The 23,200-nt window shown below is 44.3% G+C and carries 21 protein-coding genes; 15 read left to right on the forward strand and 6 right to left on the reverse strand.

Annotated elements, in window-relative coordinates:
* Positions 1 to 198: 198 nt before the first annotated feature.
* Positions 199 to 591 (forward strand): DUF1398 domain-containing protein, encoded by a 393-nt coding sequence (locus tag K9J17_04015; GenBank protein MCF8275879.1) that lies wholly within the window; start codon positions 199 to 201, stop codon positions 589 to 591.
* 227 nt (positions 592 to 818) lie between these two features.
* Here the strand turns inward: K9J17_04015 and K9J17_04020 are convergent, their stop codons facing one another.
* The gene (locus K9J17_04020) at positions 819 to 1,544 is read right to left on the reverse strand and encodes a 1-acyl-sn-glycerol-3-phosphate acyltransferase (protein MCF8275880.1); all 726 of its coding nucleotides are present in this window, start codon (positions 1,542 to 1,544) and stop codon (positions 819 to 821) included.
* 45 nt (positions 1,545 to 1,589) lie between these two features.
* On the opposite strand from K9J17_04020, the gene K9J17_04025 reads away from it, so the two are divergent.
* The 5 genes from K9J17_04025 (at position 1,590) to K9J17_04045 (ending at position 6,909) form a co-directional block, all read left to right on the forward strand.
* Entirely contained in the window at positions 1,590 to 2,126 is a 537-nt protein-coding gene (locus tag K9J17_04025; GenBank protein MCF8275881.1) for an OmpH family outer membrane protein, read from the forward strand.
* Positions 2,127 to 2,226: 100 nt separating this feature from the next.
* Positions 2,227 to 3,246: a bifunctional diaminohydroxyphosphoribosylaminopyrimidine deaminase/5-amino-6-(5-phosphoribosylamino)uracil reductase RibD gene (gene ribD / locus K9J17_04030; GenBank protein ID MCF8275882.1), complete on the forward strand. Its 1,020-nt coding sequence runs from the start codon at positions 2,227 to 2,229 to the stop codon at positions 3,244 to 3,246.
* Positions 3,243 to 4,106, forward strand: coding sequence for an EamA/RhaT family transporter (locus tag K9J17_04035; GenBank protein ID MCF8275883.1), 864 nt, complete (start codon positions 3,243 to 3,245; stop codon positions 4,104 to 4,106). Before ribD ends, K9J17_04035 begins: the two co-directional genes overlap by 4 nt.
* The gene (locus K9J17_04040; GenBank protein ID MCF8275884.1) at positions 4,103 to 5,473 is read left to right on the forward strand and encodes a TlpA family protein disulfide reductase; all 1,371 of its coding nucleotides are present in this window, start codon (positions 4,103 to 4,105) and stop codon (positions 5,471 to 5,473) included. Before K9J17_04035 ends, K9J17_04040 begins: the two co-directional genes overlap by 4 nt.
* Positions 5,474 to 5,550: 77 nt before the next feature.
* The gene (locus K9J17_04045; protein ID MCF8275885.1) at positions 5,551 to 6,909 is read left to right on the forward strand and encodes a cytochrome-c peroxidase; all 1,359 of its coding nucleotides are present in this window, start codon (positions 5,551 to 5,553) and stop codon (positions 6,907 to 6,909) included.
* Positions 6,910 to 6,937: 28 nt separating this feature from the next.
* Here K9J17_04045 and K9J17_04050 read toward each other — a convergent pair whose 3' ends face one another.
* Positions 6,938 to 7,903: a cytochrome-c peroxidase gene (locus tag K9J17_04050; protein ID MCF8275886.1), complete on the reverse strand. Its 966-nt coding sequence runs from the start codon at positions 7,901 to 7,903 to the stop codon at positions 6,938 to 6,940.
* 259 nt (positions 7,904 to 8,162) lie between these two features.
* On the opposite strand from K9J17_04050, the gene K9J17_04055 reads away from it, so the two are divergent.
* Entirely contained in the window at positions 8,163 to 8,582 is a 420-nt protein-coding gene (locus K9J17_04055; protein MCF8275887.1) for a hypothetical protein, read from the forward strand.
* Between the two features lie 7 nt (positions 8,583 to 8,589).
* Here K9J17_04055 and K9J17_04060 read toward each other — a convergent pair whose 3' ends face one another.
* The 3 genes from K9J17_04060 to K9J17_04070 are packed head-to-tail and all read right to left on the reverse strand — an operon-like array spanning position 8,590 to position 10,571.
* A complete protein-coding gene (locus tag K9J17_04060; GenBank protein ID MCF8275888.1) occupies positions 8,590 to 9,081 on the reverse strand; it encodes a rhodanese-like domain-containing protein in 492 nt (163 codons plus the stop codon).
* Positions 9,071 to 9,802 (reverse strand): DUF547 domain-containing protein, encoded by a 732-nt coding sequence (locus K9J17_04065; GenBank protein ID MCF8275889.1) that lies wholly within the window; start codon positions 9,800 to 9,802, stop codon positions 9,071 to 9,073. Before K9J17_04065 ends, K9J17_04060 begins: the two co-directional genes overlap by 11 nt.
* A 58-nt stretch (positions 9,803 to 9,860) precedes the next feature.
* Complete coding sequence (locus tag K9J17_04070; GenBank protein MCF8275890.1) at positions 9,861 to 10,571, reverse strand: YebC/PmpR family DNA-binding transcriptional regulator; 711 nt, start codon at positions 10,569 to 10,571, stop codon at positions 9,861 to 9,863.
* Positions 10,572 to 10,794: 223 nt separating this feature from the next.
* On the opposite strand from K9J17_04070, the gene K9J17_04075 reads away from it, so the two are divergent.
* Positions 10,795 to 15,669, forward strand: coding sequence for a S8 family serine peptidase (locus K9J17_04075; protein MCF8275891.1), 4,875 nt, complete (start codon positions 10,795 to 10,797; stop codon positions 15,667 to 15,669).
* A gap of 96 nt (positions 15,670 to 15,765) precedes the next feature.
* Positions 15,766 to 16,017: an acyl-CoA-binding protein gene (locus K9J17_04080; protein ID MCF8275892.1), complete on the forward strand. Its 252-nt coding sequence runs from the start codon at positions 15,766 to 15,768 to the stop codon at positions 16,015 to 16,017.
* 2 nt (positions 16,018 to 16,019) lie between these two features.
* Here the strand turns inward: K9J17_04080 and K9J17_04085 are convergent, their stop codons facing one another.
* Positions 16,020 to 17,105, reverse strand: coding sequence for an alkane 1-monooxygenase (locus tag K9J17_04085; GenBank protein ID MCF8275893.1), 1,086 nt, complete (start codon positions 17,103 to 17,105; stop codon positions 16,020 to 16,022).
* 87 nt (positions 17,106 to 17,192) lie between these two features.
* Here K9J17_04085 and K9J17_04090 point away from each other — a divergent pair, with 87 nt between their 5' ends.
* The 6 genes from K9J17_04090 (at position 17,193) to K9J17_04115 (ending at position 23,200) form a co-directional block, all read left to right on the forward strand.
* Positions 17,193 to 17,795, forward strand: a complete 603-nt coding sequence (locus K9J17_04090; protein MCF8275894.1) for a TetR/AcrR family transcriptional regulator — start codon at positions 17,193 to 17,195, stop codon at positions 17,793 to 17,795.
* A 19-nt stretch (positions 17,796 to 17,814) separates the two neighbouring features.
* Positions 17,815 to 19,026, forward strand: a complete 1,212-nt coding sequence (locus K9J17_04095; protein ID MCF8275895.1) for an NAD(P)/FAD-dependent oxidoreductase — start codon at positions 17,815 to 17,817, stop codon at positions 19,024 to 19,026.
* 1 nt (position 19,027) lies between these two features.
* Positions 19,028 to 19,486 carry a tRNA (cytidine(34)-2'-O)-methyltransferase gene (locus K9J17_04100; protein MCF8275896.1) on the forward strand — a complete coding sequence of 153 codons (459 nt, stop codon included), beginning with the start codon at positions 19,028 to 19,030 and terminating at the stop codon, positions 19,484 to 19,486.
* A 136-nt stretch (positions 19,487 to 19,622) separates the two neighbouring features.
* Positions 19,623 to 20,111, forward strand: coding sequence for a MarR family transcriptional regulator (locus tag K9J17_04105; GenBank protein ID MCF8275897.1), 489 nt, complete (start codon positions 19,623 to 19,625; stop codon positions 20,109 to 20,111).
* A gap of 73 nt (positions 20,112 to 20,184) precedes the next feature.
* On the forward strand, positions 20,185 to 22,581 hold the full coding sequence (locus K9J17_04110; protein MCF8275898.1) for a 3-hydroxyacyl-CoA dehydrogenase/enoyl-CoA hydratase family protein: 2,397 nt from the start codon (positions 20,185 to 20,187) through the stop codon (positions 22,579 to 22,581).
* Between the two features lie 31 nt (positions 22,582 to 22,612).
* Positions 22,613 to 23,200 (forward strand): hypothetical protein, encoded by a 588-nt coding sequence (locus K9J17_04115; protein ID MCF8275899.1) that lies wholly within the window; start codon positions 22,613 to 22,615, stop codon positions 23,198 to 23,200.

Genomic DNA, 23,200 nt, shown 5'->3' on the forward strand with positions numbered 1-23,200 from the left:
ATAAAAAACGTTTGCCAACATCAACTATAAAAATAGGGCGTGAAGTGGTTGCCGCTAGTTCATCATGGTTTGCAGTTTTCGGTTTCGGGCGAAAGGACGAAGGTGTTAAAACCCTATTTTCATAGTTGTAAAACGTTGGCGCTCATTGTGAAAAGACGACACAGAAATAAATCAAGATTCTAAAAATCAAGACGCACAATGTTTACATTAGAACAAATAGAATTGGCTCATAGCAAAGTAAAATCAGGAGCTGAGTTTCCAAAATATATAGAGGAAATTAAAAAAATTGGAGTTGCTGCTTTTGAAACTTGGGTTTTTGATAGCCACACAAATTATTTTGGGTTAAACGACTTTCAAACAAAATCTAAACCCAAATATGATAATCTGACAATCGCTTCAAATAGCGACAAAGACAAATTCAGCCAGTATTTAAAAATTCACCAAAGAGGAGAAACAGACTATTTTACTTTTTGTAATCATTGTGCCGAAACCGGTATTGAAAAATGGATTGTTGACCTTGATAAAATGACTTGTATCTATTATGACAAGGCTGAAAAAGAAATATTAATTGAAAAAGTTCCTTCTCTATAAAAGCAAATAGCCGCAAAAGGATAATATCCCAAGCCCCCCGCCCGCCCAAGTCTTCCGAAGGCGCTGCACTGAGCTTGTCGAAGCTGACGATTTGTGCGGAACGAAGTACGATCATCTTCTTTTATGCAAGCATTTTTGCAGCACCCACCCTCTAGCCCGCTGGCCCGCGTTCAATGTCATTAAGTTAAGCCGTTTGAGAGATTGCTCAACTTTTAGGTACTGACAAATTAAGACCTGTGTTCTTTTCGCAAACCCTCCAAGGTCTTAAGCATCCACAGTTGGTAGCGTTCCATTAATTCCTCGCCATCGGCACCGATCATCGGTTCGCCAAAAGCGATATGGGCCTTCGTGCTCCATCTACTGAAATTGCGGAAGAAATGAGCGCCCATGTTGTCATCGCCTACCCAAGCCAGTGCCGGATTTTCATAAAAGATGGCCACCGGAATGATGGGAAACCCTTCTTCAGATGCGTTGAAGAACATGCCGGGTTTCAAGGGCAAGAGTCCATTACCGTCTCCCGTGGTACCCTCAGGAAAAATGATGACCGATCGACCTTTCCTAATACGTTCTGAAATTTCATTCTTGGTCTTTTGTCGGCTTTCCTTGCTGCTTCGGTCCACGTAAACGGTATTCACTGCACTGGCACCCCACCCAACTAAAGGCATCTTTTTCACTTCGGCCTTGGCCACAAAAACAGTGATGGCATACTTGGGGATGAGCCAAATATCGATGTACGATTGATGGTTGCTCATCATCAAACCAACATCAGGTTTGTTTCCATGAAGCACCGTTTTTACACCGAACACACGAAGCATCGCTACCGACCAGAATCGTTGTGTGCCCAAAGCCCATTGGTGGCCGCCAAAAATGGAACCCACCAAGGCCACAACTGTACACAGCAGCGTAAACAAAACGAAAACCAAGGACCGGATTGCAATAAGTATCACCCCCATGAACAGTTGTTTAATTTCGCTACAAATAACTAAACCCTTTTCGACATGAAAAACTTGGCATTGGCAGTGGTTCTGATTCTAGGACTTTTTGGAATATCGGCCAACTTGGAAAACGACACAAAGATCGGTTATGTATACATGGACCTGGTACTTAGCAAAATGCCCGAAGCAGTGGAGATGAACAAGATCCTTGAAAAATACAGCGCTGAAAAAGCGGCCAAGTTGAGCAAAAGCAGCGCAATTGTAGAAGGCAAGATTGAGGAAATGAGCAAAAAAGAGAAGGCCGGAGAATTGACAGAAGCAGGACGCATCATTGCGGAAAACGAGATTGCAAATCTCAAGATGGGTCTTGAAAAACAGACCACAATCAACGAACAGGAACTTTACGAAAAGAGAGTCCAACTCTTGACTCCCATTGCCAAAAAATTGGAAGCATCGATGGATAAAGTGGCTGCAAAATTGGGTTACAAATACGTACTCAATTCATCAGATGGAACTGGGAATTCCATCGTAATTGTAGCACCAGAGGCAGATGACCTTACCCAAGAGGTGATGGAAGACCTTGAGATCAGATTAGATTGATTACTTGAACGGATTGCTTTGCCTAAAAAGGTTTGAAATCAATTGATCTCTGTTCGAACTCTGAACATACATTTCTCCGTTGACCATTGACGAAAAATACATGCTTCGTTGTATTGAACTGGCGCAGTTAGGCGCTGGTTCGGTAGCTCCCAATCCGATGGTTGGCTGCGTCATTGTACACAACGGAAGTATCATCGGTGAAGGTTACCACCGCAAAATAGGCGAAGCACATGCCGAAGTAAATGCCATCAATGCTGTGGCTGATGCTTCGCTATTACCTCAAGCCACGCTGTATGTGAGTTTGGAGCCATGCGCACATTTTGGAAAAACACCACCTTGCGCCAATCTGATCATAGAGAAAAAGATAAAACGTGTGGTCATTGCGTGCCTCGATCCATTTGCACAGGTAAATGGCGCGGGCATCAAACGATTGATGGATGCTGGTGTTGATGTTCGACTTGGAGTTTGTGAGCGAGAAGCCCTCGAATTGAACAGACGCTTCATCACATTTCATCGAAAAAAAAGACCTTACATCATTCTTAAATGGGCAGAAACCTCAAACGGATCTGTAGATGATCTGAGAACAGATTCAAGCGAAACTCCGTTGAAGATCACCTGCGAAGCGGCCAACATATTGGTTCACAAATGGCGATCGGAAGAAGCTGCCATCATGGTTGGAGCAAAAACTATCAAACAAGACAACCCCAGTTTGACCACCCGAAAATATGCAGGTAAGAATCCAATAAGAATCGTTTTAGATTCCAAATTTGGAATTCCCGAAAACGCCCAGGTTTTGGATGGCGTGGCGGAAACACTTGTTTTCACAGAAAGCCAAACAGGATTTGAAAGCAACAACCATGAGTTCGTTACAGTAGCTGACACACGAAATCTGGAATCGGTTTTGACTGAACTTCATAATCGCAACATTCAGTCTGTAATCGTAGAAGGTGGCCCAACCTTGCATCGTTCTTTCTACGAAGCTGGTCTTTGGGACGAAATAAGAAGGTTTGTTGCTCCCATTTCAGTTTCTCAAGGAGTAAAAGCACTGCAGGTGAGCGAATTCGCAGAAGAAGAATTGGTGGTTGGCGATGACCGACTTTTGATCTACCGAAACCGATGATTCCTTTAGCACTCAGTATTCTTTCCTCTTCGGTATTGTTGGTCATATTCAAGTATTTCCAAAAGTTCGGAGTCAACACCTTTCAGGCCATCACGGTCAATTATGTCGTTGCTGCCTCGCTTGGTTATATGATGACACCCGAGCATTTTTCGATGGCTGAACTGACGCACAAACCTTGGGCACTTAGCGCTGTACTTATCGGTTCAGTCTTCATAGGCATGTTCTACATCATGGCGCTTTCATCTCAGAAAGTTGGCATTGCAGTAAGTTCGGTGGCCAATAAGATGTCGTTAGTGATACCAGTAGTTGCTGGTTTCATTCTTTACAACGAAACAATGGGCGCGCTTAAAATTACTGGGATCGTGTTGGCAGTGATTGCAGTGGTGATGGTGACCTTTACCAAAACCAAACTGGAAGTTGAATCGAAATACCTCGTTTTACCGTTCATCATATTTCTTGGTAGCGGCTTTTTGGACACTATTTTCAAATATGTACAAACAACGCAGTTGGCAACTGGGGAAATTGAGATTTTCTCCGCCTCATTGTTTTTGATGTCGGCCATTGTTGGCAGCAGCATTCTCATCGCAAAGCGAGTATTCAAAGGCTCAGTGCTGGAAACAAAAAGCATTATCGCTGGCTTTGCTTTAGGCGTGCCTAATTATTTTTCCATTCACTTTCTACTGAACGCGCTCAATCTACCCAACCTCGAAAGCACGGTCGTTTTTCCCATTAACAATACGGGTATTGTACTTCTCAGTACCTTGCTTGCCATATTGCTTTTCCACGAAAAACTATCAAAACTGAATTGGGCCGGTGTAGCGCTTGCTGTAGCTTCCATTTCGCTAATTGCCATTGTATGAGAATTCTACTTGCCTTTTTCTGTTCGGTATTAACCATAACCACATCTGCTCAAAACAGATTGAAACTGGTAATGGACACCAAACCTGTAGGCAGCGTTATCCGCATTTCCAAGTATTTGGGCGATATGGAAATTCCGCTAGACAGCGTACGCTACCGCGGAGAAGGTGAGATTGATTTCATCTATGACAACCGCTACTCCGATGGCGTTTACGTGGTGGAGATCAGCAGCCTAGAATCGTTTCAATTTGTATTGGTGGCACACGAGAACATTGTGGCGCACATTTACGAAAGCGGTTCTGGCATGGCTTTCAAACCTGATGGCTCGAAAGAGAATGATGCATTCAACATCATGATGAATCTATCTGAAGTGTATTCAAAAAGCATGGATACGCTCTCGATGGCTACCAATTACCTATCCAATTTTGCACCACGACATCAAGCACTCAGCGATTCGTTGAATGATGTGTACCACAGGATTGCGGAAGCCTACAATAACTCGCTAGGACTTCTCAGTAATCTGTTTCCCAACAGCTATGCCGCGTCGGTTTTAGCTCCGCTGGATAAGATTCCATTGCGTAGTCAAAAGCGAGAATGGGAACAGAAATTCGACAACGATGCTGCCTTCGGTCATGTACATTATTTCAACCACATCGATTTTTCGGATGAGCGCATCATCACCAATCCATTTCTGCCGAATAAGGTGCTCGATTATCTCTACAATTACACAGAACGTTCTGAAACCGGATTGCAAGCAGCTATTGATAAACTCTTGTCTTTCCCAAACCTGCATCCGAAGGTTCAGGCTTTTATGATCGATCTTCTTATCGATTTCTTCACCGATAAGGAAGCGCTGGAATATGTCGACTATTTGAACCGAAATTATCTTGGTAGCTGCGATCTGCCTTTGTCTGCTCAAACGCTTGAGAAAATTGAAAAAGCAGTGAAGTTCAAACCTGGCGATCAATTGCCTGAACTTAAAATGCCTGACCAAACAGCTCATTTGGTTCCGCTTAGCGCCATGAACAGCAAACTGAACGTGGTGGTTTTCTGGGCTTCTTGGTGTCCGCATTGCGTGCGAGAAGTTCCCAAACTGAAAGCACTTTTCGAGCAAATGAAAGGCGAACTAGGAGTTTATTCCATTTCTCTTGACACGAACAAAACCGATTGGATAAATGCTATTGATGCGCTTGGCCTTGATTGGTACAATGTAAACGACCTAAAGGGATGGGAAAGCGAAAGCCTGCAACAGTTTGGAGTTACCTCCACCCCTTCCCTATTCCTATTGGATGAACGTTTGCGTTGGATAGGAAGAGCCAGTTCGTTTGATGGACTTTACGAACTGGTCAGAACGCAGCTGGAGGAATAAGCACTGATCGACAAACCGTGTTTTCGGCATTTTTACATTTCGTTACTTTGTCCTCGTTTTGACATTAATCGCATACCATGAGATCAACAGGATTATTTTTCGCCATCATCTGCTTTGTAGGAGTTCTGAGTGGATGTCAGGAAGAGTCTGTAATTCCTGACGGAAACAACCAACCTGACGCTTTGGACGTGGCGCTTGAAGAAGCCCTCTTGAACGCTTCGAACGGTGTTGGAAGCAGCTTTTACAAACTACCTAGCACGCTCAGCGATATTCCTCAGGACCCGAAAAATCCATTGACCGCTGCCAAAGTAGAACTAGGAAAACTGCTGTACCACGAAACTGGAATGGGCGTGCATCCGAAGAAGGAAGAAGGAAGATTTACCTACAGTTGTTCAAGCTGTCATCACGCTGATGGCGGTTTTCAGGCTTGTTTACCTCAAGGAATTTCTGAAGGTGGAATTGGATTTGGACTACATGGCGAAGGCCGCTATCCAAATTCAAATTACCCGATTGCAGAGTTGGATGTTCAACCGATCAGAACTCCTTCTGCGTTGAACATAGCCTATCAGACAAATGTGCTTTGGAACGGGCAGTTTGGAGGAACACATCTGAACGAAGGAACAGAGTCTCAGTGGCACGAGGGCTCGCCAAAGATCTGGAATCATTTAGGCTTTGAAGGGACCGAAACGCAGGCAATTGCCGGCATCAAGGTTCATCGTATGGATATGACGCCATCATTGTTCCAAAACTCAAATTACAAGCAACTTTATTACGCGGCTTTTGGTGAAATTGGCGATGACACGCTGATGAGCAATGTTTACACTGGTTTGGCCATTGCCGCCTATGAGCGAACTCTTTTACCGACCGAAGCTCCGTTTCAAAAGTGGTTGAATGGAAATTCGAATGCCTTGAGTTCGAAGGAAAAAGAAGGTGCAATCCTGTTTTTCGGCAAAGCAGAATGTGCTTCTTGCCACAATGGCCCAGCTCTTTCGTCCATGGATTTCTATGCTTTAGGAATGGATGACTTAAATGGTTCAGGCACGTATTTCACCAATTTTGTAGATGAGACCATCAATTTCGGTCGTGGCGGATTTACTGGAAATGCTGCCGATTACTACAAGTTCAAAGTGCCGCAATTGTACAACCTCGTTCAATCTAAATTCTACGGCCACGGGGCATCATTCCATTCTGTTCAAGAAGTGGTTGCTTACAAGAACAAAGCCGTTCAAGAAAACCATGAAGTTCCAATGGGACAATTGGCCTCGGAATTTCATCCTCTAAACCTGTCGACCAAGGAGATTGAAGCCATTTCAGCTTTTATCGAATATGGTCTGTACGACAGAAATCTGAAGCGCTACCAACCAACCAGCATTCCATCCGGATTTTGTTTCCCGAACAACGATTATCGTTCTGCTCAGGAAATGGGTTGTCAGTAAATCGAATCTGAACCTTAGCTTAGTTCAATTAGTTTGCCGCTAACTCTTTCGGTGCATCTGCAACTCCTTCAGGAAGTTCGCCTGAAAGTGCTTGGAGAAACGTGACAATGCTATTCACTTCCTGATCGGTAAGTTTCTTGTTCAGGTTGATTTCGGCCATAATACTTACAGCTTCCGCAAGGTCTTTTACACTTCCATCATGAAAGTAAGGACTCGTTTCGTGTATGTTTCTTAAACTCGGAACCTTGAACATGTACTTGTCCGCTTCATTTTTAGTCAATGAGAACAGACCATCATCCACCGACTTACTTCCAGTGTAGGTCCAGTAATCTTTAAACTGACCGAATTTTTGGAATGAATTTCCGCCAACCATTTCACCATTATGGCACGTGATGCATCCTGCATCTACGAATGCCTTCAATCCTTCTTTCTCCGCAATGGTCAATGCTTTTGATTCACCGTTCAAAAAATGGTCGAATCGAGAAGGTGTGACCAATGTGCGTTCAAATGCTCCAATGGCATTTCTCAGATTGGTATAGGTGATCGGTGCAGATTGCCCAGGATAAGCCTCGGCAAATAGACCTTGATAGAGTTCAATTCCTTTGAGCCGGTCAATTAGAAAAGCTTCGTTCGGAATGGCCATTTCCACAGGATTCAGAATTGGCATGCCTGCTTGTTCTTCCACGTCTTTGGCACGACCATCCCAGAACTGAGTTGAATGGAAAGCTGCGTTCAGTACTGTTGGCGAATTTCTTCCGCCCAATCCGCCATCATCGCCAGGCGAAAAAGATAGATTATCAACTCCACCGGTTTTCAAATTATGGCAAGAGTTGCAGCTTATGTTTCCTTCTTTCGACAAGCGTTTATCGAAATATAAGACCTTGCCCAGCTTCACCTTTTCCGTGGTAATGGCATTATCAGGATTCTCAGCAACTGCCGCAATCGGCCTGAATATCTTCTTTGCCTTTTCAGCGATCTGCGCGTCCAAACGCATGTGTTCCGCAAAATCAACAGCGTTATTGTTCTGCGTTTGCGATTCTGCGTGGTCTGTTCCTCCGCAACCAGCAAAAAATAAAGTTGAAGCTAGACCAGCAATGATGTAATAGGTGGATGTGATTTTCATTCAATGATTTTTATCAGTTCAAATGTATAGCGCGCTCAAATCTAATCGTGTGACAGTTATCACTTGAGTGCTGCTAATTTGCACAACAATCCAAACCGAGCAATGTTTAGTTTTGGACTAAAGAGTTGATATGCGCAAGAAAGACAAGAGATTTGACCTGGAAGGTGAGATCATTACGCTGATTTTTGAAGACAACAAAAACACGGTTCACTTTGATTATCACGTGGACATTGATGATGTGGATTACAGCATTATGCTGGATCTGTACACACGAAATGCACGAAATGGAGCTGTATTTCTTTTGCATCAGACTCGCGGAACAAGTTCTGTTGACGTGCTGAGTAAAATGCTAGAGCATCTAAAGCATCAAAACCTCTCTGACGAGAAGTATTCGTACACGGTAAAATGGATTGACAGGAACGATTCTACGAAGGAAGAGCACGTTTCCTACTTTTATGAAACAAGCCAGCGCGATGTGCGGAAGAAGTTTTTCTACAATCGTAGAGAAGAAGATTTCATGATAACGATTGAGAAGAATCCGCTTTCTTGATCTGTGATCAGTAAACTTTTTCCCCGTTCTTCAAAAAACGACTCCAATCCTTATTGTAGGTGTGCACCTTTTCGGTTGTATCGTTTTTGGTATCGAGTACCACGCCATTGTGATTCTTCCAATTGAAAATGCCGCCATATAAGTTGAAAACGTGGGTGTATCCTGCTTTTTGCAGCTTTTCTCCTATCCGCTCGCTTCGGTAACCAACAGAGCAATACACGATAATGGTATCCTGCTTCGGAATTGATTTTACCGAAGCCAAATCAAAATCGTCATAACCAACCAGTTTCGCCTTCGGCAGATGGCTCACTTCAAACTCCTTGGGTTCTCGTGTATCCAAAATTTTTGCATTGGCCGATTTTTGAGCGTCTTCCATCGAAATAACTGGAACTGTGCGCTTATACAGCGTTTTCAACTCTTCATCCAACGAATCGTTTTTTTGACCGCAGGAAGTCAACGGTACCAGCATCAACAAGAAAACAATCCATCTATTCTCCATTCAAATTCCAATCATATGGTAAGTACTTGACCTTGGCCGAAGAGACAAAATCCTGTTGAGAAAACGGTCTGATGAACTCTTGAACCGTTCCGTTATTGGTAAAATCTCCGCTGAACCATTTGAAGATGGAGGAAATTCGAATCTCTTCCATTTCAATTTCATTCTTAGTGCTGTCGTTGATAAAATCAACAGCTTGCGCTTGCAACTGTTGCTCCAGTTTTTCTGCCGTAAAGGCTTCATTCCTCAATTTAGGACAGGACATTGAAGCGCAGACAATGGAAAAATGGATACGTGGTTCTTCAAATTCCTTTCTGAGAATGGAATGCTCAATTTCGTTTAGGCTCATTCTCATTCCGCCAATTTCGAAGAATTTGATGTCCCAAACAGAGTTGACAAATGGAATACCCTTTTTAATGTCTTTGATACTAGAAACAGGAAAAAGATTGATGATCAGCTTGACGGTAAAAGCATTGTAAGCATTGATCCAAAAGGCGAGTTTATCCGCTCGTGTCCATTCATCCGTAGGTGGAGTTGCTGAAAGCACATTCAGGTAATCGTTCAGTTTAAGACTGTCTTCCAAAAAGCCTTTGTAAGAAACAAAGCCTTTAGCATCTACATGCTTTTGCAATAAATCAGTCCAAGGCTGATGCACAACGCTAAATTGCTGTGCCCAACTTGGTAGCGTTGCGAGAAAGAAAAAAAGTAAACCTAGATGCTTCATACGAAGTTCAACTTCGCAACGAAGCTACTTGTTCAAAATAAGTGCAACGTGACGCTGGTCACGCAATGTTTGTATACACCGCCTGCACGTCATCGTCATCTTCTAGCCTATCAATAAGCTTTTCAATGTCAACCATCTGTTCGTCAGAAAACTCAACTGGCATGGTTGGAAAGCGCTCTAAACTTGCTTTTACCACTTCAATTCCCAATTGTTCAATGGCAGTTGCCAACTTCCCGAAAGAAGTGAAATCACCATGCAGATATATGGTGTCTCCATCATCAACGACCTCTTCCAATCCAGCATCAATCAACTCGAGCTCCAATTCCTCAATGTCCATTCCATCGGTCTTGTTGATTTCGAAAACCGCTTTGCGGTTGAACATGAATTCCAACGAACCAGTTGGAACAAGAGAACAATCGAATTTATTGAAATGCATACGAACATTTGCCACAGAACGAGTCGTGTTGTCTGTGGCACATTCTACAAATATCAACACTCCAGAAGGACCTTTACCTTCATAATTGATCTCCGTGTAGTCGCTCGCATCCTTTGCTGTTGCACGCTTAATGGCTGCGTCAATGTTGTCCTTAGGCATGTTCTGACCTTTGGCATTGGCAATGGCTGTACGCAACGAAGCGTTCATCGCGGGATCACCTCCACCTGCTTTGGCCGCCATCGTTATGGCCTTGCCTAACTTTGGAAATATCCTCGACATCTTGCCCCAACGTTTTTCCTTGGCGGCTTTACGGTATTCAAATGCTCTTCCCATTTCGGATTTTAGTCTATGCGGCAAATGTATCGTTGTCAAATTAATTCTCGCATTTCTGACATTCAAAAAATTGCCTTCGATGTGATGTTGAGTTTCAGACGTATGTCGAAAACTTAAACAGTTATTAACTTTTGTCATTCACTTATCCATTAAAAACAATTTTCCAAGATTTAAAAATCTAGTTTCGACCTACGTTTTTCACGTACTAATCAAATTACAACCAATGAAAAATAATCTCCTCTATTCAGCATTGTTTACTTGCCTGTTTGCATTTTCGGCATTTGCAGGCGATGTTAAGATCTTCAGTCATGGACCGGAAGGCAAGAACGAATTTGTCCAAGCCACTGATCGGATTCTTATTCGATTCAACGAAGGCATTTCGTTTGCAGATAAAGCAAAGATTCTATCTCAAGAAAAAGCTATAAATACGCTTTCTAAAGAGGATGTTCTTCCTGCGCCTGATGTGACGATGGCAAACGTTTCCGGTCTTAATTCAGATGAGCTGGAAGCGTTGCTTTCAAGGCTGAACAAAAACCCATTGGTTGTATACGCCAATGCGTTTCTTATTTATTCTGACGGAACATATCAAGGAATTCAAGATAGAGTGATCATTCGGCTAAAGAGCGACAAAGACTTCGTTAAGATGAACAGCTTCGCGAAGGAATTGAACCTGAATATTCTCGAACGGAACGAATTCGACCCGTTGATGTATGTTCTTCAAACCACCAAGCAATCGAAAGGAAATGCTGTGATGGTGGCCAATCGACTCCACGAAAGCAATGTTTTTGAATACGCTGAACCTGATTTTCTGCTTCTTCTAAAAAGACATAATACAAATGATGGATTGCTTGGGTATCAGTGGAGTTTGAACAACACAGGATCTTCAATTCAGTACAATGGAACTCCAGGTGCCGATATGAATGTGTTCGATGCGTGGGGAGTAACGCATGGTTCATCTAGCATTAAAGTGGCTATTGTAGACGAAGGAGTTGACCTGAATCATCCTGATCTGCAAGCGAATCTCTTGAGCGGATATGACGCTACAGGTCAAGGAAGTGGTGGTGGACCATCAGGCGATGATGCTCATGGAACGGCATGCGCTGGTATTGTAGCAGGTGTTGGAAACAATAGCATTGGTGTTGCTGGTGTTGCTTATGGTTGCAAGATCATTCCTGTACGAATTGCCTATGGACAAGGAACAAGTTGGGTGACTTCAAACACTTGGATCGGAAATGCTATCAATTGGGCTTGGCAAACTGGAGGCGCAGATATTCTTAGCAACTCCTGGGGAGGCGGTTCTTCTTCAGCTACTATCAATAATGCGATTACAGGTGCTGTGACAAACGGCCGTGGTGGTTTGGGCGCTCCTGTTCTGTTTGCTGCAGGAAACGACAATGGAGCCAACAGCTATCCTGCTACTCAAACCAACGTGATTTCGGTGATTGCTATGAGCATGTGCTATGAGCGCAAAAGCCCAACATCATGCGATGGGGAAAATTTCTGGGGTTCTAATTATGGTACTGGCGCGGACGTTTGTGCTCCAGGTGTAAAGATCACTACCTGCGATATTTCTGGTTCGGCCGGATATGTAGCAGGAGATTACACAGGAACTTTCAATGGAACCTCGTCTGCTACTCCAAATACTTCGGGCGTAATGGCGCTGATCCTTTCAGCCAATCCGAATTTGACAGCAACTCAAGCCCGTTATGCGCTTGAAAGCAGCTGCCGTAAGGTTGGTTCTTACACCTACAATTCAGGTGTTTCCGGTCAACCGAACGGAACTTGGAGCAATGACCTTGGCTACGGATTGGTTGATGCTTACTCAGCTGTACTCTCAGTTTCTCCACAAGTTTCTGATGATGCTGGAATTTCCAGTATTTCATCTCCTTCTGGAACAATTTGCGCTACTTCTGCAACACCTTCTGTTACGTTGAACAACTTCGGTTCTAATACCTTGAACTCGGTAACCATTAGCTATCAGGTTGATGCTGGATCAATTGGAACGTACAACTGGAGCGGCTCGCTATCAAGTGCTTCTTCCACCACGGTCAACCTGCCTTCGGTTACTTTCTCTGGCGGTTCGCACACCTTCAATGTTTGGACTTCGAACCCGAACGGAAACAGCGACAACGGACCATCTAATGACGATGCTTCTTCAAGCTTTTCTTCCGCCTCGAATGGCGTTACACTTTCCATCACCTTCGATAATTATCCAGAAGAAACAAGCTGGCAGATATTGAGTGGTTCTACAGTTGTTGCGGCTGGTGGCACATATGCAAGCCAAGCTGACGGATCAACTTTAGTGACCAACATCTGTTTACCAGATGGATGTTTCGACTTCGTCATCAACGATGCTTACGGAGATGGTATGTGCTGCGCTTATGGCAGCGGTTCTTACACCTTGACAGCTGACGTTGGTGGTGCTGTTCTTGCTTCAGGAGGAACGTTCACTTCTTCTCAATCAACAAATTTCTGTCTACAGTCCGCCCCATCATTGGCGGCTTTGGTTGCTTCCAGCACGAACGTTTCGTGTAATGGCGGTAGCGATGGTTCTGCCACCGCAAGTGCGTCTGGCGGTGCAACTCCATACTCCTATTCCTGGAGCAATGGATTCATTGGCTCCACAACTTCAGGGCTTGCTGCCGGGACTTATATGGTAACGGTAACAGACGGAAATAACGATCAGGCAACAACCACCGTTACCATCTCGGAGCCTGCGGTTTTGACTTATTTCTCAGATCAGACCAACGTGACCTGCAACGGTGCCAATAATGGTTCTGCCTACATTCTAGTGAATGGTGGAACTTTTCCATATACATATGACTGGAGTAACGGAGAGACACAGTTTGCTGCAGCCTTGCTATCCGCAGGAACCACAACAGTAACGGTAACGGACGCCAACGGATGTACAATTGGTAATTCATTCAACATAACAGAACCAGCCTTATTGACTGTATCTACCAGTACATCCAATGCTTCTTGCAACGGTGGTGCTGATGGAAGTGTCGGAGCTTCCGTTTCCGGTGGAACATCCCCGTATTCTTATTTATGGAGCAATGGAGCAGCAGATGCTTCCGTTTCTGGATTATCGGCTGGAAATTACAGTGTCACGGTAACCGATGCCAACGGATGCGCAGCATCTGGCTCAGCCTCAGTTGGCCAGCCTTCAGCCATTTCTTTGAGCATATCCAATTTTGATGCAAGTTGTGGTTCTGCAAATGACGGTTCAGTTGATCTGAGCGTTTCTGGTGGAAATGCACCGTATTCTTATTCTTGGAGCAATGGAGCAACTACTGAAGACCTTGGAACGGTTGCAGCAGGCAATTACAGTGTTGTTGTAACAGACGCAAGCGGATGTTCGGCCAATGCAAATGCAACGGTTGGAGAAAATTCTACGCTCTCAGCTTCTGCTTCAAGTTCATCTGTAAGCTGCAATGGTGGTTCGGATGGTTCAGCCACGGTTTCGGCTAACGGTGGAACAGCACCATACTCGTATGCTTGGAGCAATGGAGCTTCTACAAGTTCAGTTACCGGATTGGTGGCCGGAACGTACAGTGTGACGGTCACGGACGCAGCCGGATGTACCGCAAATGCGAATGCAACGGTCGGACAACCAACTGCGCTTTCGGTGAACACATCTTCAACAGACGCTACATGCGAAACAGCAGATGGTTCTGCCACGGCAAGTGTTTCTGGCGGAACGGCTCCGTACTCCTATTCTTGGAGCAATGGATCAACGTCAAGTTCAGCATCGGGCCTTGCCGTTGGTTCGTACTCGGTGACGGTAACGGATGCGAATGGCTGTGTATCCAATGCTTCAATTGATGTGACCGAAGATTGCAGCGAGTGCATCTACTCTACCATCAACTCAAACACTTTTGAAGGCGGTTTGGGAATTTGGACAGATGGCGGTACAGATTGTGTCCGAATTTCAGATGCGAATAATGCCAATAGCGGTTCGTATTCGGTTCGCTTGCGCGACAACACCTCCACTTCGGTCACCAGCACTGGCAACTTAGACCTTTCGGGATATGATGAGGTAACAGTCAGTCTATCGTTCATCACCGCTGGTTTAAGCAACGGAGAAGATTTCTGGCTACAACTTTCATCAAACGGAGGTACTACTTACACAACGGTAAAGGCCTGGGTGATGAACACCGATTTCATTAACGGTCAGCGGCAGAATGTCCAAGTTGTGCTCGCTGGGCCATTTGCAACCAACTCCAGATTGAGATTCCGAGCCGATGCATCCACTGATGCCGATCTGGTTTACATTGACGATGTTGTGATCTCTGGTTGCAAGCCTCCGTTGAACTGTAGCTATCAGGGCGTTGACAGTAACGGTTTCGATAGCAGTTTAGGCATTTGGGCAGATGGAGGAACGGATTGTGCCCGTATATCCAACGCAAGTTTTGCGAACAGTGGAACTTACTCTGTTCGGTTGCGTGACAATACCTCCACATCCTTAATGAGCACCGGCAACCTTGATCTTAGCAATTATTTGGAGCTGACCGTAAGCCTGTCATTCGTAACTGGCGGCTTCAGCAATGGTGAAGACTTCTGGTTGCAGCTTTCGAACGATGGAGGTGTTACTTACACTACCGTGAAAGCTTGGGTGATGAACACCGATTTCACCAATGGTGTTCGAAACAATCCGGTGGTGGTCATTCCAGGCCCGTTCGCTTCCAATTCACGCCTCCGATTCCGTTGCGATGCATCGACCGATGCTGATGTGGTTTACATTGACGATGTGGTCATAAGCGGATGTCAGGGTGCTTCTGCTCGATTGGCTGATCCAGAAGCAGAGCAAGAGCTGCCGGTATCAAACAGCGTTTCGGAAAATATTTCGGCCGTTTCCATTTATCCTAATCCTACTAGCGATGAATTGAACGTTCAGTATGAATTGGGTCAAAGTGCTGATATTGAATTACGAGTAATGGACATGACGGGCAAGATGGTTCGTCTGATTTCACTTAGCAACTCAGAAGGAATCAATAAGACATTCATCTCCACCTCAGACCTTCCATCTGGTATTTATTTCATGACGCTTATCGCGAATGAACAGATCGTAACAAAACGATTTGTGGTTCAACGATAACGACCAATGAACTTAAAAAAAGCCTGCCAGAGCAATCTGGCAGGCTTTTTTGTTCTTTAGCGTTCCATAAATTAGCAGCACCTAATAATTGAACCAATGAGCGAATTACAAGAAGCTGCCGAGCGCCTTAAAACTCTTACAACCCGACCTTCAAACGATGAACTTCTGAACCTGTATGGTCTTTACAAACAAGCAACCGAAGGCGACAACAAAACCTCAAAGCCCGGCATGTTCGATATGAAAGGCCAGTTTAAATGGAAAGCTTGGACCGACAAAAGCGGTATGAGCCAAGAAGTTGCAGCGGACGAATATGTAACGTTGGTCAATCGATTGCTAGAATCGAACTAGTCTTAAGCCGCTTGCGCAGCAGGAATCCTCAGGTCGTCTGGGTATTTTTCCTGTAATGCTTCAACACGAGGGTTCATAACTGCAAACCACAGCGGTGGAATAAGCGCCAACACGATCATGCCTGGGTAACCCGTTGGCATTTGTGGGGCATCATCAAAATGACGCAGAATCTGATACTTTCTGCTCGCTTTGTAGTGGTGGTCGCTATGGCGAGTCAACTCAAACAAAAGCAATCTTCCCATTGGGTGATTGCTATTCCAGCTATGTATTGGAAGCACTTTCTTAAAGCCTTTATCCGATTTATGGCGTGCTAATCCGTAATGCTCTACGTAGTTTACTACTTCCAGTAAAGAGAAGCCGATAACAGATGCAATGAATGATAGAACCATTGTTTGAATGCCGAAAACCGCTGCTACAGCTACAAGCAGTCCGATCTGGCAGAACGCAAAGAATATCATCTCATTACTCCAATGATACCAAGGAAGACCTTTGGATTTCAATCGTTCCAATTCGAGTTTCCAAGCGGAGGCATAACCAAGAAAAACCGATCGGAACCAAAAGGTGTAGAAAACCTCTCCATAACGCGAAGTTGCCGGATCTTCTTCGGTACTTACGTTCTTGTGATGTCCTCTGTTGTGCTCAATAAAAAAGTGCATGTACTGAGCTGTAAGAAGTAAGGCTTTTGCCATCCATTGTTCTGATTTCTTTTTTCGGTGTCCGAGTTCATGCGCCACATTAATTCCGAAAGCGGCACAACCAATTCCCATCGTAAACGTGAGTCCTGCAATTTCGTACAACTCCAAACCAGGCTGACTGACGGAGTACATGAAAAAAGCGAACAATCCCCATTGCGCTGGAACGATCGCATAAACAAGATAATCATATACACGGTCATTCTTTTCTACTTCCTCTTCAGCTTCAGAAAGATTCACCGTGGAACCTTTGCTCAACAGTTCAATCACCGGAATCATCACGTAGACAAAAACGGGCAGAAACCATGACCACAGCCCTTTTTCATGCAGTGCATAAAATCCAACGATCGGAATAAGAAAAATGAACAAATACTTGAGTGCTCTGAATTTTTTCATGGCAGAATGGTTTTTTGAACAGTACTAAAGTAATGACTTTTTTGAACGATGTAAACTATTATATCATTTTAGTTTACTTTTGAATGAATGGGAAGACAATCTGTAGATAAAGAACGTGTAAAAGACCCCAAGAAAAGGGACCTTTGGATCAATGAACTTCTCCCCCACTTTATTCAGCGCGGAATAAAAGAGGTTCCGATCGATGAAGTTGTTTCCATTCTCGGAAAATCGAAAGCCACGATCTATAAGCACTTCGAATCGCACCACGAAATCGTCTCGCTGGTCATTCAACGGAAACTTCAGCAACTGCAGCATTTTCAGCCCATGCTTGAAGATGAAAAACGATCATATCAAGAACGTTATGTGTTGGCCGTAGGGTATGTTTCTAAACATCTCGGAGATGTGAGCAACCTCTTTCTTTCCGATCTGAAAGAAGTTTATCCAGACCTGTGGGAGCTGATCAATGGATTCAAACAAATGGCACTTTCCATTCTCAAGAATTTCTATCAGGATGGAATCGCGGATGGAAAATTCCAAGACATCAATCCAGATCTGATGGTTCTGAGTGATGAACTTTTCTTCGATGCCTTGACAAATCCTGAATATCTTACTTCTAAAGGATTGAACCTACAAGCTGCGTTTGAGGGTTACTTCAAGATGCGGTTTTATGGCATCTTGACGCAAGCTTGAAGCGCTACCTTCGTACCACATGAGAATCGCAGTAATTGGTGGTGGCGCAGCAGGTTTTTTCTCGGCTATATCAGCTAAGGAAAATCATCCCAATTCACACATCACCATTTTTGAGAAATCTCAGAAAGTGCTTTCAAAAGTGAAAGTTTCTGGCGGTGGAAGATGCAACGTTACCAACGGAACCACTTCGATATCCGAATTAGCAAAAGGCTATCCGCGAGGCGAAAAGCAGCTCAAAAAAGCATTCTCCGTATTCAATACAAGTCATACTCGGGAATGGTTCGAATCTCGTGGAGTGGAACTCTACACGCAGGACGACAATCGTGTTTTTCCGAAATCGAATGATTCGCAAACCATAATCGATTGCCTTTTCCGCGAAACAAAACGACTTGGGATTGATGTGCAAATTGGAATTGGAATCAGCTCAATAGAATCCGTTGGTGATCAACTCGAACTGAAATTTCAAGGAGAGACGATGTCTAGAACCTTCGATAAAATAATTGTGGCAACAGGCGGTTCTCCAAACAGAAAAGGCTTCGAATGGCTGGAACAACTTGGACACAAAATTGAAGAACCCGTTCCTTCGCTCTTCACTTTCAACATGCCTTCGGAAAGCATCAAGGAATTGATGGGCGTTGTGGCCGAAAATGCCACGGTCGGGATTCAGGGAACGAAACTCAAATCGCAAGGACCATTGCTGATAACGCATTGGGGAATGAGCGGTCCGGCCATTCTGAAACTATCAGCTTTCGGTGCTCGGATACTGAGCGAAATGAACTACGATTTCAACATCCAAGTGAATTGGGCTGGAGAAGTGAACAACGAAGCTGTGATGGCTCAACTGGAAGAAATCGTTGACACAAACCCGAACAAACTGATGCAAAACGTCAAACCTTTCGGACTACCCGAACGATTGTGGTTGTTTCTGCTCGAAAGAAGTGATTTGCCTCCAACCAAAAAATGGAGTGAATTGGGTAAAAAAGGCATGAACAAATTGGTGAACACCATAACAAACGATGAATATAAGGTCAGCGGAAAAACCACATTCAAGGAGGAATTCGTGACCTGTGGTGGAATCAGCCTCGAAAGCGTGAATTTCAACACAATGGAAAGCCGAGTTTGCAAGAACCTCTACTTTGCTGGAGAAATACTGGACGTTGACGGCATTACTGGCGGATACAACTTCCAAGCAGCTTGGACGACAGGTTTCATTGCTGGAAAATTGAAATGACATGGGATTGAACATCGTTCTGATAGAACCTGAGATTCCGAACAACACGGGAAATATTGGCCGACTGAGTTTGGCCTCGGGTTCCACGCTTCATCTCGTCAAACCATTCGGTTTTGAGTTGTCGGATTCGCGTGTAAAACGTGCCGGATTGGATTATTGGCAGCACGTTGATCTGAAGATCTACGAAAACGTTGAAGAGTTCTTCTCCATCCATTCGGACAAGAAAATGGCGTTCTTCTCTAGTCATGGAACGAAGTCCGTTTGGGATATTGATTTTGAAGATGCGATGTTTTTGATCTTCGGAAAGGAATCGGTTGGATTATCTGAAGAAATCACGATTGCTCATTCTGATAAGCTTTACAAGATTCCTATTCATAGCAACCACATTCGCAGTCTGAATTTGGCCAATGCCGTAGCAATTGCCGTCTACGAGGGTTTGCGCCAATTGGGCACCAGATAGAACAACCGTTCTGTCTGATTGACAATCACATTTATTACTGAATCAGGACGCGAAACTGTCCTCCAGAAAACGTATGCATGCATAATAGTTTTCAACATTTGGTATGCATGCATACTATTTTATACATTCGCTGCTCATGGCTCAAAAACGACATCTGCGTCCTGAAGAAAGCGTGTGTTTCACTACAAAAACCACGTGGCATGCCATTTCCCGACTTTACAATACAACCGGTGCGCAGCACGATGTAAGCGCTGCTTCTGGCTTCGTTCTTCTGAACATTGACGCGGAAAAAGGAACTCCAGCAACTAAGATCGCACCTGCCTTGGGCATGGAACCTCGCAGCCTGACGCGCATGCTGAAAACCATGGAAGACAAAGGTTATCTATATCGTCAGTCCGATAGTTCGGATGGAAGGGTGATGCGGATTTTCCTGACGGAAGAGGGCAAGAAAAAACGTGAATTGGCGAAAATCGGTGTGGTTGCTTTCAACAAAGCCGTAAGAGAACTTGTTCCAGAGGAGAAGTTGAACATCTACTTTGAAGTGGCCAACACGATCAACGAGATCATCGACAAGAAATCGATCTACGATAAGGTAAACGTGAATCAATTAAAAATTGAGAATTAAAAATTAATAATGGGACGGCAAGCTCATGTCAAGTACTGGTCGCTTGTCGCTTTTCACTAATCACTATAAACAAATGAAGAGAAGTATTAAAAAGGTAGCAGTGCTTGGATCTGGCGTAATGGGCTCGCGCATTGCGTGTCATTTTGCGAATGTCGGTGTGGAAGTGCTTTTGCTGGACATTGTACCAAGAGAGCCAAATGCTGCTGAAGCGGCTAAAGGGTTGACCACTGATCATCCTGCAGTGAGAAACAGAATTGTGAACGAAGCCTTGGCTTTCGCCATCAAATCGAACCCGAATCCGCTTTACAAGAAGTCGTATGCGAACCGCATCAAGACTGGAAACTTTACCGATGACATGGCGAAAATTGCTGATTGCGATTGGACCATTGAAGTAGTTATCGAGCGTTTGGATATCAAAAAGCAAGTGTTTGAGAATGTGGAGAAATACCGCAAGCCTGGAACATTGATCACTTCTAATACATCTGGTATTCCAATTCATCAGATGTTGGAAGGTAGAAGCGAAGATTTCCAGAAGCATTTCTGCGGAACGCACTTCTTCAACCCACCACGTTACCTGAAATTGTTGGAGATCATTCCAACGGCAAAAACGGATCAAGCAGTCGTTGATTTCTTGATGGATTACGGTGACCGTTTCCTTGGAAAAACAATGGTACTTTGTAAGGATACGCCAGCGTTTATCGCCAACCGTGTTGGAGTTGCTAGCATCCAAGCATTGTTCCACTTGGTGGAAGAAATGGATCTTACAGTAACTGAAGTTGATAAGATGACAGGACCAATTTTAGGTCGCGCCAAGTCTGCCACATTCAGAACCTGTGATGTGGTTGGATTGGATACGCTTGTTCTTGTTGCTGGTGGTTTAAAAGCCAATTGCCCAGACGATGAAGCAAGAGCCACTTTCGACATGCCATCGTACATCTCTAAAATGACAGAGAATGGTTGGTTAGGTTCTAAATCAGGACAAGGTTTCTTCAAGAAAGTTGGAAGAGATATTCTTGAGTTGAACTTGAAAACAATGGAATATCAGCCAGCTGGAAAAGTTGACTTCCCAACGTTGAAAGCTGCGAAAGCAGAAGACAACTTGAAAGCTAGAATGAAAATTCTTGCTGGCGGAACCGACAAAGCAGGTGAATTCTACAGAAAAGCCTTCTACGGATTGTTCCAATATGTATCGAACAGAATTCCTGAGATCACCGAAGACCTTTACAAGATCGATGATGCTTTGGGTGCTGGTTTCGGCTGGCAGTTAGGACCATTCGCAACTTGGGACGCGCTGGGTGTTGCAGAAACTGCAAAACTTATGGAAGCAGCTGGAAAGAAACCTGCTCAGTGGGTTTACGACATGCTTGCTGCCGGTTGCAGCACCTTCTATTCTGTTAAGGATGGAAAGAAAATGTACTACGATATTCCATCCAAGTCATACAAAGTTGTTCCTGGAACGGAGGACCTGATCATATTGGATAACCTGCGCGAAACAAACGTTGTTTGGAGTAACAGCGGAGCTACCATCTTCGATATTGGTGATGGTGTTCTGAACTTGGAATTCCACACGAAGATGAACACCATCGGAAGTGAAATTCTTCAAGGAATAAACAAAGCCATTGACCTTGCCGAAGGCGATGCGAAATGGAAAGGAGTTGTGATTGCCAACAATGGCGAGAACTTCTCGGCAGGTGCCAACTTGGGAATGATCTTCATGCTTGCTGCTCAGCAGGAAGTAGAAGAATTGGATATGGCGGTGAAAGCCTTCCAAGATACGGTAATGAGAATCCGTTATTCTTCTATTCCAGTCGTTTCTGCTCCTCACGCCATGGCCTTGGGTGGTGGTTGCGAGATCTGTCTGCATTCAGATAAAGTGATTGCGGCAGCAGAAACCTACATCGGTCTGGTTGAATTCGGTGCAGGCGTTATTCCTGCCGGAGCTGGTTCTAAAGAAATGGCTTTGAGAGCTTCTGACGATTTCCAGAAAGACAACTTGGAGCTTCCAGCCTTGAGAGAGCGTTTCCTTACCGTTGGAATGGCAAAAGTGGCCACTTCAGCTGAGGAAGCTTTCGAATTGGGCATCTTCCGTAAAGGAATTGATGAAGTGTGCATTAATTCTGAAAGAAGAATTGCCCGAGCAAAACGTGCAGTGATTGAATTGCATGAGCAAGGTTATTCTCAGCCAGTGGAAAGAACAGACATCAAGGTACTGGGTCAGAAAGGCCTAGGGATTTTCTACGCAGGTGCAAGAAGCATGGAAAGCGCCAAGTACATTTCTGAACACGACAGAATAATTTCTGAAGAATTCGGTTATGTGTTGGCAGGAGGCGACCTTTCTGCAGCAACGGAAGTATCTGAACGATACCTACTTGGTTTGGAAAGAAAGGCGTTCCTCAAACTTGCCATGACCCAAAAGTCGATGGAAAGGATGCAGAGCCTGGTAACCACTGGAAGACCACTTAGAAACTGATCCTTTCCTTTGTACATAACAAGGGAAACCAATGCATAAGCTACGTGTCAACTTCATCCTCATATTCCTGCTCTTCTTTGGGCACTCTTTGGTCCTCGCACAAGATGGCGACCGACCTAAGTTTTCTCCGCGCAAGGACAAACACAGGAACGTTAGGGATGAATTTGACAGGAAGCAAGGTCTTTGGAAACTCTATTCAGCCTCTCGCCTACTCATTGCCGAGATCAATTACCAGAATGACAAGAAACACGGCATGTCTACCCGTTATTACCCACACAGTGGGGAACTTATGGAAGAAGCCGAATATTTTGATGGTAAGAAGCACGGAGTATATAAGAAGTACTACTACACAGGTGCTGCAAAAACAGAGGGCGAATACGACCTCAATAAGCGCACAGGTTACTGGGTGGATTATTACCTCAACACAGGTGAGATCCGATCAGAAGGTTCGTATGAGCGAGGCAAAAAGCATGGCGATTGGAAGTTTTACGATTCGCAAGGCGACCTCAAATACACCTATACTTATGTGAAAGGTGTGCTAAAGGCCATGAATGGAGTTCCGATAGAGGAATTGAAAAAACAAGAGAAAGAAAAGAATCAAACGATAAATATTAAGTAA

The organism is Flavobacteriales bacterium, assembly GCA_021739695.1.
In the GTDB taxonomy this organism is placed as follows: Bacteria; Bacteroidota; Bacteroidia; order UBA10329; family UBA10329; genus UBA10329.